We start from the raw sequence: 12,130 nt of genomic DNA, 5'->3' as shown, positions 1-12,130 counted from the left end.
ATGAGCAAGGTCATTTTCGTCACCGGTGCCGGACGCGGTCTCGGCACGGACATCGTCCGCCAGGCCCTCGCGGCCGGCCACCAGGTCGTCGCTGCCGGCCGTCGCCCCGAGGAGGTAGAGAAGACCCTGGGCCGCCCGCGGGACAACCTGCTGGTCACCAAGCTGGACGTCACCAGCCTGGACGACGCGCACGCGGCCGCTCAGGCTGCGGTTGACCGCTTCGGCCGCATCGACGTCCTGATCAACAACGCCGGGAACTTCTTCGCCGGCTACTTCGAAGAGGTCTCCCCGGAGCACATGCGGCAGCAGATCGAGACCAACCTCTTCGGCCCGATGAACGTTACCCGCGCCGTCCTGCCCGTCATGCGCAGCCAGCGCGACGGCCACGTCATCACGATCTCCTCGCTCGCCGGTCAGGTCGGCACGGAGTTCACCTCCGCCTACGCCGCGTCCAAGTTCGCCGTCGAAGGCTGGATGGAAGCCCTGCACCACGACATCGCCCCGTACAACATCCGCACCACCATCGTCGAGCCCGGCTACTTCCGCACCGAGCTGCTGTTGGACGCCTCCACCACCTGGCCCGAGCCGACCATCGACGACTACGCCGAGCGCACCACCGCCACGGTCGAAGCCTGGAAGAGCATCAACGGCCAGCAGCCCGGTGACCCCGCCAAGCTCGCCCACGCCCTGTTGACCCTTGCCGGCCAGGACCAGCCGCCGCAGCGCTTCGTCGCCGGCGCCGACGCCATCGAGGGCGTCACCGCCAAGGCCCAGGAACTCCTCGCCCAGGCCGAAGCCTCCCGCGAACTGGGCGGCAACCTCGCACACGACGACACCAACGCCTGACACCACCCCGCCCACCGGGCAGGACGACCAACCCGCCCGGTGCGCGAAGAAGACGCGGTCACAGTCAACTGACCCGTCCCCGGGCGCGGTCGCCAGTGGTCCCCGGCGCGCTGTTACGGGTCGCCTCTCCCTGGGTGGCGGCCCATACTGCTGCGCTCGTGTTCCGCCGCTTTCAGGGGTCCAGAGGGTCGGCCCTCCGCTGCGCCATTCGTTCAGTAGGCCCTCGCCCAGATCGATGTCATCGGGGTTCCGGCTGGCCCTGTGCAGATACACCAGTGATCACCGGAGCCGAAGGCACGGCCGAGAATCGCGCCGTCGACATGGACGCGGCGTCCGCGCTCGGCTCGGGGGGCTGGGCTCGTTCGAATCTCGAGGGCCTCCAGGTGCCTCCCAATCTCGTGAACAATCGCTGCTCAACGTCGGGTTCTGGCTCAGGTTCTGTGACGTGGCCACTCTGAGTGACATCCGGACATCTCCGAGCCGTGCACGAAGTCGCCCGAAAATGGTTCGTGGGCAAGGCAGTTGGGCCGACAGTTCGGGGCCGTGGCAGAGGTCGCGCGCTGGCTGAAGGAGTTGTTGTTCCCGTCGATCGCGGACGTCGCGGTGCTGTCGGTGGACGTGAACATCGAGATAGTGCGCGTTGACGCGCAATGCATCGCGAACGGTGCCCTGTGCCCGGTCTGCGGAGTCTGGTCGAGCCGGGTTCATGGCTCCTACCTGCGGTTTCCCGCTGATGTGCCGAGCGGTGGCCGAAGTGTTGTTCTCCAGCTGAGGGTCCGTCGGTTCACCTGCCGGAACTCGGGCTGCGCACGCCGTACCTTCGTCGAGCAGATACCCGGCTTGACACGTCGGCACGGTCAGCGGACCGAGCGGTTGCGCGCCACCCTGGCCGCGGTCGGCCTGGCCCTTGCGGGCCGGGCCGGAGCCCGCATCGCCCGTGTTCTCGGGGTGTCCGTCAGCCGCAGCACGGTGCTCCCGCTGGTCGATGCGCTGCCCGAGCCCGATGTCCCCGCACCGCGGGTGGTCGGCGTCGACGAGTACGCCACCCGCAAGGGCCGCCACTACGGCACCGTCCTCGTCGACATCGAGACCCGCCGCCCCGTCGATCTGCTGCCGGACCGGGAGGCGTCCAGCCTGGCGGCCTGGCTCGCCGAACGGCCGGGCATTGAAGTCGTCTGCCGTGACCGTGCGCCCTTCTTCGCCGAAAGCGCCTCCGCCGGCGCCCCGCAGGCCGTCCAGTTCGCGGACCGGTGGCACCTCTGGCACAACCTGAGCGAGGCCGCAGAACGGACCGTCGCCCAGCATCGCCGCTGCCTGCGAGCCCTTGTCCCGGCCACCCCCGAACCCGAGCCTGAGCCCGCCCCGGAAGAAGAACCGTCCGGTTCGCCGACCGCACCAGGTCCCGACACGCCGCCGTTCACGCACTCCTGGAGGCAGGACACAGCCTGCACTCGGTCCAGCGGCAGCTCGGCATGGCCTGGCACACCGTCAAACGGTTCGCCGATGCTGCGAAGCCGGAGGACCTGTTCACCGGCCAGTGGCAGAACGGACCTCGATACTCGATGACTACAAGCCGTATCTGGACGACCGCTGGAACGAGGGCTTCACCAACGCCTGGAAGCTGTGGGAGGTTACAACGAAATGTCCGGCCTGAAGTTCGAGAGCACCCTCACTCTCGGCCTGCTCCTCGACCTGATGGCCTGCTCCGACCTCGGCGGGCTGATCACCAAAACGGCATTCACCTTCGGCGCGGTAGAACTGAGCGGTCCCGACCCGTCGAAGTTCACCGCGCTCAACATGACCGTCATGGCCGCCGGCATGGTGCCCCCGCTGGCCATGACCCTCGCCACCGTGGTGCGCCGCAGCCTGTTCACCGAGGCCGAGCGGCGTTACGGCAAGATCTCCTGGCTGTTCGGCGCGGTCTTCCTCCCCGAGGGCGCGGCCCCCTTCGCCCTCGCCGACCCGCTGCCCGGCCTCCATGGCCGGCGGCGCCGTCACCGGCGCCCTGGTCATGAAACTCGGCAGCACCGTCAGTTACCCCAGGGGCGGTGTCTTCGCCGCCGGTCAACTCGGCCAGCCATGGCTGTTCGCCGCCGCCGTGGCCGCAGGCGTCCTCACCACCACCGCCGTCCCCATCGCCCTCAAGAGCCTGCGGCGACGCACCGCCCCGGCCGCGAGCACCGCCCGCGCCGCCACCGGCACCAAGCAGGCCGTAGCGGCCGGCCGAGCCTGACCGCGGCGCCCGCCCCACGGGTGAACGCGCCGCATCGGCAGCCCGAGCACGAAAGCTCCGGCCCCAGGGAGCGATCCCCTGGGGCCGGGGTCGTCGTCCATGTCTGCGAGGGTGTGGCGTGCCGGCGCGGTCGCTCGTGCTCCGGTTCGGGGCGCTGGAAACGACGGGCTCTTCGAGGCAGGTGCGCTCGGCGCCCTCCATCGTGCGAGTGCTGTCCATTCTCGTGGGCATGGCTGCCGCTCGAATCCGCTGGCGCATCGGGCTCGTCCGGGTGATCGCTCCGCGATCCGCGCATAGGACAAGGGCCTCCTGCACAGTTCGGTGATGTCGAGTCAACGAACCTTCAGGAGGCCCCGGTGCCCCACCTTGGCGTGTCCGCCGCGCCCGCGTCCAGCTCCGGCATGTCGTGCAATTGCCTCGCACACCGGCTCGGGAACGCCGCTGACCAGCCGGATCGTGTCCGCCGATACGCCAGTGACCTGACGGACGCGGAATGGCACGTGGTCCGTCCGCTGCTGCCGGTGCCGGCCTGGCTGAACGGGCAAGGGGGCCGCCCGGAGGGCTTCTGCCACCGCCAGATGCTCGACGCGGTGGGCGCCACCTGGTCGCCGAGGGCTGCGCTGGGCGAGCCTGCCAGCCGACTTCCCCACGTGGCGGGCCGTGTACCGGTTCTTCCGCCGCTGGCGCGACAACGGCTTGGTCAAGGAACTCGACATCTCGAAGCGTGGGGAACGGCCGCCTCCGCTGTACCTGGAAGAACCACAGACGAGCAGGTCGGGTGACAGGCGCGGATAAACGCCAAGCTCAGTACCAGACAGAGAACGTGGCGTCGGCTTTGCCGGTGGTGGTGGAGATCGGGTCGATGCGCAGCACGTAGTCGTAGTGCCGGATGTAGCGGTCCGGGTAGTTGTGGGAGCGGAACGACGACCAGGACGGGTCGGCGAGCCCGGACGTCTTGTGGAAAGTGGCGTCCTGGGCGAATTTCGCTGTGCCGTCGTTGGCGTCCAGTCGCAGCTGGAAGTAGGCGTGCCGCAGGTAGTGGGTCGGGTCGGTGACAGACTGGAAGGAGACGCCGGAGGAGTCCGCCAGTCCGGGCACCAACTTCCATTGCGAGTCGGTGTAGGGGTCGAAGGGATACGGGTCGATGCGGCCGATGCTGTCGGCCTGCCGCCAGTATCTGTCCGGGAAGTTGTAGGACTTCAGCCGGTTCCAGGCAGGCTTTCCCCACTTGGCGACCATGTTGTCGTACACCGTCTGGGGAATCGGCTTGATGTCGGCGTGCTTGGAGTTCAGCGGCTGGGTGTAGACGCGCCGGTCGGTGGCGGTCCAGGTGCCGGTGGAGAGGGCGCTGGTCTGCCAGGTGTAGAACAGCGCGTTGGCGTCGCCCCACAGGTACCAGGTGCCGGCGGCCTGGGCGAGGATCGGGCCCTCGATGCCTCCCTGCGGCGCCAGGCCCGAGGTGAACTGGGTGAAGCTGCCGGGATTGAGCGAGGTGGACTTCGCACCCGTGAGGCTGTTGTGGCCTTTGTAGTACAGGTAGTTGACGCCGTTCACGTCCTTGGCCAGGGTGCCGTCGATGATGTCGTAGCCGGGGTCGAAGAAGACCTGCGGTGCCGTCACGGTCTGGAAGTCCGTGGTGTAGTTCACCATGATCACGTTGTGGCCGCTGCTGTTCACGGCCGAGTAGATGATGGCGTACTGGCCGCGGGAAGCGTCCCAGAAGGCGTCGGGCGCCCACGTGTGGGTGGCCATGTCGTGCAGTTTCAGCAGGCGGTAGTTGTCGAAGGAGCGCAGGTCGGCGGAGTCCCAGACGTGGATGTACGGGCTCTTCTTGGTCCAGTCGGTGCCCTTCAGGTTGGTCGCCATGACGACGTAGGTGCCGTCCTGCTTGGGCAGGATGACGGGATCGCGCAGACCGCCGTCGCCCGCGGTCGGGGTCACGACGGGGTTGTTCTGGTTCAGCGGCATCCACTGCAGCGCATCGGTGCTGACGGCGAGGTGCAGGCCGTAGTCCGTGCCGAGGTTTCTCGGTGACTGGGTGAAGTAGGCCATGACGAACGGGGAGGCCGTCGAGGCGCTCGCGGACTGACTGCCGAAGGTCAGCACGCCGGTCATGGACAGCGGCACGGCCGTTGCCATGCCGAGGAACAGCCGGCGCGACGGGAGGGGGGTTGCGCTCATCTGGTGTCTCCGGGGCGTAGGAAGGTAATGGCGGACGGAGAACCCGTGGGCGGCCCCGGCTCGGAGGCACCCACGGGTTCGGGCCCGTCAGTTCCAGGGAGCCGCGGTGAGCCAGCTGGTGTCCTGGGCCCACGACTTGGTGCTGTCCCAGGCGTTGGTGCCGCCGTTGCTGGCGATGTAGGCCGTGTAGTTGTAATGACGGATGTACTTGGTCGGGAAGTTGACGGACTGGAACGAGGTGCCGACGCCGCTGTTGCCCGCGGTGGGGCAGAAGGTGGCGTCCTGTGTGAACGAGGTGCCGCCGTTGTCGGTGTTCAGGTAGAGCTGGTAGTTGGAGTGGCGCAGGAACTGGCCTGGCTTGTCGGCGGACTCGAAGGACAGGCAGGAGGTGTTGGCCAGTCCGGCGCGGACGATCCAGGTGGCGTTGGCCTTGTCGGTGGCCGGACTGGAGGCGTTGATGCTGGAGATGACGACCTTGGTGTCGGCGCTGTTGTGGCGCAGGTAGTGCGAGGTGCAGCAGGGCGAGGTGGTGGCCTGCAGGGAGATCCGGGAGCCGGGCGTCAGCGAGCCGGTGCTGGTTGAGCCGCTGTTGTACCCGGCGGCGGTGATGTTGGCCTGGACGGCGTTCTCGGTGGCGTCCGAGGGGTAGCCCTGGGTCATGACGCCTTCGTAGAAGGTGCCTTGGCCGGTGTTGCTGTTGTCGCCGCCGATGCCGAGGATGATCGCGCCCTGCTTCTTCATCGGGTTGTAGCCGGTGTCGTTGGGGCGTACGCCGTCGTAGAAGGTGGACAGGCCGCCCGACTGGGCGTTGCCGCCGCGGATGGCCCAGTGGTTCGGGCCGCCCTTGACGATGGCGGTCGTGAAGCGGTGGTTGATGGTGGGGTCGCCCGCGTTGAGGCCGCGGTTCACGCCGGAGAACAGGCCGTTCTCCAGGTCGGCCATGACCCAGGGGCCGGTGCCGCTGCCGGAGCCCCAGCCCGTGCTGGTGCCGAAGTAGATGGCCTCCATGGTGCCGTTGCCGTCGTCGTTGCCGGTCGTCTCGGCGTTGCCGTAGTCGAAGCAGCAGCCGCCGTTGACGTGCGTGCCGTCGAAGATGGCGTACATGCCCTCGGGCTGGTCGCCGGTGGCGATGCCGTTGGTGTTGTTGTTGCGGTAGCCGGTGCCGGGGGCCACGTAGACGCCGTACGCCTTGTGGCCGCCGACCGTGACCGGCGCCTCGACGGCGTTGGCCAGGTTGTCGTTCCCGTTCTCCGCCGGACCGGGCCAGTGGCCCCTCAGCGCCTGGGTGAGGTTGTTGTGCTTGGGCGACTGGTCGTAGATGACGGTGATGACGCAGCTGGTGTTCGCGCAGAAGGAGTCCTGCTGCGCGGCGTCGGCGACACCTCCGGCGGTCAGCAGGCCGATGTCCTTGGTCGCGTTGTCGGAGGCGCGCCTGACCTGGTACAGCGGGCCGTTGTACGCCCCGTACAGGGCGCGGGTGGTGCTGTGTGCCGCGACGCAAGGGGTGCCGCCTGCGGCGTAGATGTCGCACGGCCCCTGGGTGGCGGCCTGCGAGGGGGCGGCCGTCGCGGTGAGCAGACCGGCTGCGAGGGCGGCGGTGGCACCGGCCGCGAGGAGCGCGCGTCTGGCGCTGCGTATCCACGGTGGCTTGATCATGAAGAACTCCTACGCAGAGTGAGCGAGAGGTGAGTGGAACTCCCGGTGCCGCCATCACCGCGGCAGCCCGGCCCGGCCGGTGGTTCCGGGGGCCGGCCAAGACGGCGGACGCCGTCGCCGGAGTTTGTCGGGTCCGCCGCAGGAGCGGCGGACTCCGCAGAGCGCTCACGGTGAGGCCTCACCGTGAGGCGGTCGGGTCAGCTCGTCACGCGGAAGGTGGCGTCGCTGCGCCCCGTCGTGGTGGTGATCGGGTCGAGCTTCAGGTAGTAGGCGTAGTGGCGGATGTAGCGGTCGGGGTAGTTGTACGACTGGAACGACGACCAGGTGGAGTCGGCGAGGCCGGCGACCTTGCGGAAGGTGGCGTCGGCGGCGAACTGGCTGCTGCCGTCGTAGAGGGCGAGCTGGAAGTCGTAGTTGGCGTGCCGCAGGAAGTAGCCGGGGTGGTTCACCGACTCGAAGGAGACGGTGCCGGTGCCCGCCAGGCCGGGCCTGAGGCGGAACTGGGAGTCCTCGACGGGGCTGACGTTCGGGTCGATGCGCACGTCGAAATTGATCTGGCGCACGTACCGGTCCTGGAAGTTGTACGACTGCAGCCGCTGGGCCGGGGTGTTGGGCCAGCGGGCGAGCACGCGGCTCTCCTCGGCGGCGGTGAGGGTCATGATCGCGCCGTGGCGCTTCGGGGTGCCGCCCATGTCGTAGCTGGCCGCATCCTGAAGCCGGTAGGTGCTGACGTCGAACGGGTTGGTCGTCAGGATCGGCCGGTACTCGCGGACGCCCTGCGGGTTGTTGTAGTCGATGTAGAGGGCCCACTCGTTGCGGTCCCTGAACTTCATCCAGACCGGGCCTTCGACCACATTGCCGGTGAGGCCGATGCTGGAGAGATTGCCGAGATTGGTCCACGTCCCCAGGATCGAGTTGCTGCCCTCGACGTTGTTCTGGCCGTCGCCGGAGACTCGCAGGTAGCGGTAGGGGCCGGTACCGGCGGGCACCTCCGTCATCTGGGTGTCGACGACCGGCGTGCTGCCCGGGGGGTCGATCCAGATCTGCGGGGTCGTGATGGTGCGGAAGTCCTTGGTGCGGGCGGAATAAATGCGGTACTTGAAGACGCCGTTCACCGTGGCGTTCGTCGCCCAGTACAGGACGTAGTCGTTGGTCTCGGGATTCCAGATCGCCTCCGGCGCCCACGCGTTCTTTCCGCCGGGGATCAGTCCGGCGGCGCCGAGCAGCCACGGCTTCGACCAGGTCACCAGGTCGGTCGACTCCCACACCACGAAATTGGGGCTGCCGTTGGTGTACGTCGAGCCGCAGCGGATGCACAGGTCGGTCGCGATGATCCAGTACTTGCTCCCGTCAGGTGAGCGCACCAGTGCGGGGTCACGCACTCCCTTGGTGCCGATCGTGGAGTTCAGGACCGGCGCTCCACCGTTGAGGTCGTTCCAGTGCAGGCCGTCCGTGCTGTGCGCGAGGTACAGCATCTGACCGGTCGCGGAATCGCCGGTGAAGTGCACCATCAGGTAGCCGGGGTCGGCGGCCGCCGCCCGCTGGGACGTGGTCAGGACTTGCCCTGTGAAGAGGAGGCACGCGGCGAGCAATATCACCGTCAGCCGGGCGCGGAGCGCAGACACGGGATCTCCTGTCGTGTGCGGGTGCCACCGCCGGGCGGAGGGGGAGCGGGGTGGCGGGGGGAACTTGGTCTCGGAGTGGGCGGGATGGGACCCGGCTGCCGCGCGAGCCGGAAGGACGGATCCGAACGACGGCGTTTCGCCGCTTCGCCGTGGTGACGGTGGGTCAGGGCGCGCGAGCACATGAGTCCGCCCGGGTGCGGCGGTTGCGACACGGGCCGCGCGGCTGTGCCTCTCAGCGCCCGTGAAGGCGCTTCAGGTGGGCGGCACTTCGGACGGAAGCCTTCATGGCCACCTCGCTATTCGATCAGAGGTTGGACGACATATCGAACACTGTTCGGGAAATCGGGCAGAGGCTAGATCCGGAAAAGAGGGCGCGTCAATACATCCGACACATCCGATCGGCCGAACGTACAGATGAGCGATACGGCACTGTCCCGGCCCCCTGGCCCGACTCATACGAGATGCGCCCCGTCCGACCGCCAACCCGCATGCTCGGAGCGGCTGTACGGCCCGTCCGCAGGCCATCGCGTCAGAATTTTTGTGTTCACACGGCTAGACACAAGCAACGTCCATATCCGTTAATCCATCCCATGTGTCAGCGAAGATCTGCGTTCCATATTTCGGACGACGTTTGAAAAGTCGAACCGTAAGGAAGGTGTCGTCGGCCTGTCGGCCGTAGGGCGCCGCGTCGGCAGCACACATGCCCGTGACGCGCCACGCCCGACCGTCGGACGTGTGAGCCGGCACATCAAAAGTCCAAGCAGTCGCTCTGCCGTATCGAAAGGCTCAAGATGTCACCCTCCGTCAGCAGGCGTCGTCTCCTGCAACTGGCCGGGGCCACCGTGGCCGCCTCTGCCACCGGGTCCTTCCTCGGTGCGTCTTGCGCCCAAGCGGCCATCGCCCCCGTGAGGACCGACATCGGGGTCCTGGCGCACCCCTTCGAACTCGGCCAGGTACGACTCACCGCAAGCCGGTGGCTGGACAACCAGAACCGCACCCAGAACTACCTGCGGTTCATCGATGTCGACCGGCTGCTGTACAACTTCCGCGCCACCCACAAGCTGTCCACCAACGGTGCCACCGCCAACGGCGGCTGGGACGCGCCGAACTTCGGCTTCCGCACCCATATCCAGGGACACTTCCTCACGGCATGGGCACAGTCGTACGCCGTGACCGGGGACACCGCCTGCCGGGACAAGGCCACCTACATGGTCGCGGAACTGGCCAAGTGCCAGGCCAACAACACCGCCGCGGGCTTCAATCCCGGGTACCTCTCCGGCTACCCCGAGTCCAACTTCACTGCTCTCGAGCAGGGAACCAGTGGCGAGGTGCTGTACTACACCATCCACAAGACCCTCACCGGCCTGCTGGACGTATGGCGCCACATCGGCAGCACCCAAGCCCGGGACGTGCTCCTCGCCCTGGCCGGATGGGTCGACTGGCGCACCGGCCGGCTGACCACCCAGCAGATGCAGACCATGCTGCGCGTCGAGTTCGGCGGCATGAACGCCGTACTGACCGATCTCTACCAGCAGACAGGCGACACGCGCTGGCTCACCGTCGCCCAGCGGTTCGACCACGCCGCGGTGTTCGACCCACTGGCGGCCAACCAGGACCAGCTCAACGGAATTCACGCCAACACTCAGGTCCCCAAGTGGATCGGTGCCGCCCGGGAGTACAAGGCCACGGGCACCACCCGCTACCGGGACATCGCCACCAACGCCTGGAACATCACCGTCAACGCGCACACCTACGCCATCGGCGGCAACAGTCAGGCGGAGCACTTCCGCGCCCCGAACGCCATCGCCGGCTACTTGACCAACGACACGTGCGAAAGCTGCAACACCATCAACATGCTCACCCTCACCCGGGAGCTTTTCACGCTCGACCCGAACCGCGTCGCACTGTTCGACTACTACGAGCGGGCGTGGCTGAACCAGATCATCGGCCAGCAGAACCCGGCCGACGACCATGGCCACGTCACCTACTTCACCCCCCTCAAGCCGGGAGGCCGACGCGGTGTGGGCCCGGCGTTGGGCGGCGGCACCTGGAGCACCGACTACGGCACCTTCTGGTGCTGCCAGGGCACGGGCCTGGAGGTGCACACCAGGCTGATGGACTCCATCTACTTCCACAACGACACCACGCTGACCGTGAACTTGTTCGTGCCGTCGGTGCTCAGCTGGACGGAGCGCGGGATCACCGTCACCCAGACGACGACCTACCCCGTCAGTGACACGACGACCCTTCAGGTCACCGGCAGCGTCAGCGGAACGTGGGCTATGCGCATCCGCATACCGAGTTGGACCACCGGGGCCACCATCAGCGTCAACGGCGTCGCGCAGAACATCTCCACCACGCCCGGCAGTTACGCCACCCTGAACCGCTCGTGGACCTCCGGTGACACGGTCACCGTCCGCCTGCCCATGCGGATCGGCATCCGACCGGCCAACGACAACGCGAACGTCGCCGCGATCACCTACGGTCCGGTGGTCCTGGCCGGCAACTACGGCGACACCTCGCTCAGTTCCCTCCCCCCGCTGAACACGTCCTCGATCAAGCGGACCAGCAGCAGTTCACTCGCCTTCACCGCCACCTCCAGCGGCTCCAGCGTCAACCTGGGCCCGTTCTACGACGCGCACGGCTTCAACTACACCGTCTACTGGAACACCACCGGCAACACCGTCCGTCTCGCCAACGCGAGCAGCGGTCTCCTGCTGGGCATCCAGAACATGTCCACGGCCAACGGCGGCCGCGCTCTGCAATGGACGGACAACGGCACCGCCGACCACAACTGGGAAATGATCACTGACGGAAGCGCGGTCCGCTTCCGCAACGCCAACAGCGGCAAGGTGCTCGGCGTACTGAACATGGACACGGCAGATGGCGCGACCGTTCTGCAGTGGTCGGACAACGGCACCGCCGACCACAAATGGACCTTGCTCGACCAGGGCGACGGGACCTACAAGATCCGCAACGTGAACAGCGGCAAACTGCTCGCCATCGCGGGCAACTCCACCGCCGTCGGCGCGTTCGCGGTCCAGGACGCGGACGACGGCACCGCCGACAACCGCTGGCGCATCGTGCTGAACTAGCGTCCATCGCGGAAGCGGTCTTCCCCTTCGTCGAGGACCACAACTTCAACTGCGTGCACTACTTCCGTGAGTTCGGCGAGCCGCTACAAGACCACGGGATCCTGGCCGACGGCCGACCTCTTCCAGGTGAACCACACCGAGGTCGGCCAGGCTCTGACGGACGTGATGCTCGCCTGGGTGGCCGGGAGCACGCCGGTGGGCTCGGCACACGTGCGCAAGACGGTCGCTGAGCGCAAGCGGATGCTGGACGCCCTCGCGGGCCGGCCCCGCCGCCCGCGCTGGGCCCTGTCCCCGAGGCAGGGGGCGCGGGCTCGGTCGGCGATCTCTCGGCTGGTGGTCTTGCCGAGGAAGCGTTGCAGGGCGACCAGTGAGCCGGATCGTGATCACGTTACAAGCTCATAGTAGTGCTTCGTTAGGTTCTGGTTCTGCTTGTGGTGAGGGGGCGGCCGCAGGTGGTGCAGGTTCCGTCCCAGCAGCGCAGCAGGTCCTGTAAC

The 12,130-nt window shown here is 67.6% G+C and carries 10 protein-coding genes; 6 read left to right on the top strand and 4 right to left on the bottom strand.

Annotated elements, in window-relative coordinates; translation table 11 throughout:
• Positions 1-846, top strand: coding sequence for an SDR family oxidoreductase (locus tag ACIBW9_RS33480; RefSeq protein ID WP_398960781.1), 846 nt, complete (start codon positions 1-3; stop codon positions 844-846).
• 543 nt (positions 847-1,389) lie between these two features.
• Positions 1,390-2,412, top strand: a complete 1,023-nt coding sequence (locus ACIBW9_RS33475; RefSeq protein WP_398960780.1) for an ISL3 family transposase — start codon at positions 1,390-1,392, stop codon at positions 2,410-2,412.
• On the opposite strand, the gene ACIBW9_RS33470 is transcribed toward ACIBW9_RS33475, so the two are convergent.
• On the bottom strand, positions 2,413-2,826 hold the full coding sequence (locus tag ACIBW9_RS33470) for a hypothetical protein (protein WP_398960779.1): 414 nt from the start codon (positions 2,824-2,826) through the stop codon (positions 2,413-2,415).
• On the opposite strand from ACIBW9_RS33470, the gene ACIBW9_RS33465 reads away from it, so the two are divergent.
• Positions 2,825-3,079 carry a hypothetical protein gene (locus tag ACIBW9_RS33465; RefSeq protein WP_398960778.1) on the top strand — a complete coding sequence of 85 codons (255 nt, stop codon included), beginning with the start codon at positions 2,825-2,827 and terminating at the stop codon, positions 3,077-3,079. The genes ACIBW9_RS33470 and ACIBW9_RS33465 overlap by 2 nt on opposite strands.
• Before the next feature lie 615 nt (positions 3,080-3,694).
• Positions 3,695-3,874, top strand: a complete 180-nt coding sequence (locus tag ACIBW9_RS33460; RefSeq protein WP_398961000.1) for a transposase — start codon at positions 3,695-3,697, stop codon at positions 3,872-3,874.
• A gap of 9 nt (positions 3,875-3,883) precedes the next feature.
• Here the strand turns inward: ACIBW9_RS33460 and ACIBW9_RS33455 are convergent, their stop codons facing one another.
• The 3 genes from ACIBW9_RS33455 to ACIBW9_RS33445 all read right to left on the bottom strand — a co-directional run bounded on the left by ACIBW9_RS33455 (position 3,884) and on the right by ACIBW9_RS33445 (position 8,541).
• Complete coding sequence (locus ACIBW9_RS33455) at positions 3,884-5,260, bottom strand: glycoside hydrolase family 43 protein (protein WP_398960777.1); 1,377 nt, start codon at positions 5,258-5,260, stop codon at positions 3,884-3,886.
• Between the two features lie 87 nt (positions 5,261-5,347).
• Positions 5,348-6,916 carry an alpha-L-arabinofuranosidase B gene (locus tag ACIBW9_RS33450; RefSeq protein WP_398960776.1) on the bottom strand — a complete coding sequence of 523 codons (1,569 nt, stop codon included), beginning with the start codon at positions 6,914-6,916 and terminating at the stop codon, positions 5,348-5,350.
• 197 nt (positions 6,917-7,113) lie between these two features.
• Positions 7,114-8,541, bottom strand: a complete 1,428-nt coding sequence (locus tag ACIBW9_RS33445) for a glycoside hydrolase family 43 protein (protein WP_398960775.1) — start codon at positions 8,539-8,541, stop codon at positions 7,114-7,116.
• 791 nt (positions 8,542-9,332) lie between these two features.
• Between ACIBW9_RS33445 and ACIBW9_RS33440 the strand changes: the two genes are divergently transcribed.
• Both ACIBW9_RS33440 and ACIBW9_RS33435 read left to right on the top strand, forming a co-directional pair.
• On the top strand, positions 9,333-11,636 hold the full coding sequence (locus ACIBW9_RS33440; protein WP_398960774.1) for a beta-L-arabinofuranosidase domain-containing protein: 2,304 nt from the start codon (positions 9,333-9,335) through the stop codon (positions 11,634-11,636).
• Between the two features lie 66 nt (positions 11,637-11,702).
• On the top strand, positions 11,703-12,038 hold the full coding sequence (locus tag ACIBW9_RS33435; protein WP_398960773.1) for a hypothetical protein: 336 nt from the start codon (positions 11,703-11,705) through the stop codon (positions 12,036-12,038).
• The last annotated feature ends 92 nt before the right edge of the window (positions 12,039-12,130 follow it).

The sequence above is a fragment of the Streptomyces sp. NPDC049541 genome, assembly GCF_044465725.1.
GTDB lineage: Bacteria > Actinomycetota > Actinomycetes > Streptomycetales > Streptomycetaceae > Streptomyces.
Note: the sequence above shows the minus strand (reverse complement) of the source record. Positions and strands in the feature narration are given on the sequence as shown.

What these genes read in the sequence shown, in the direction of transcription:
- ACIBW9_RS33440 (WP_398960774.1), top strand. Translation starts at nt 9,333, where the DNA reads ATGTCACCCTCCGTCAGCAGGCGTCGTCTCCTGCAACTGGCCGGGGCC.
- ACIBW9_RS33450 (WP_398960776.1), bottom strand. Translation starts at nt 6,916, where the DNA reads ATGATCAAGCCACCGTGGATACGCAGCGCCAGACGCGCGCTCCTCGCG.
- ACIBW9_RS33455 (WP_398960777.1), bottom strand. Translation starts at nt 5,260, where the DNA reads ATGAGCGCAACCCCCCTCCCGTCGCGCCGGCTGTTCCTCGGCATGGCA.
- ACIBW9_RS33465 (WP_398960778.1), top strand. Translation starts at nt 2,825, where the DNA reads ATGGCCGGCGGCGCCGTCACCGGCGCCCTGGTCATGAAACTCGGCAGC.
- ACIBW9_RS33470 (WP_398960779.1), bottom strand. Translation starts at nt 2,826, where the DNA reads ATGGAGGCCGGGCAGCGGGTCGGCGAGGGCGAAGGGGGCCGCGCCCTC.
- ACIBW9_RS33480 (WP_398960781.1), top strand. Translation starts at nt 1, where the DNA reads ATGAGCAAGGTCATTTTCGTCACCGGTGCCGGACGCGGTCTCGGCACG.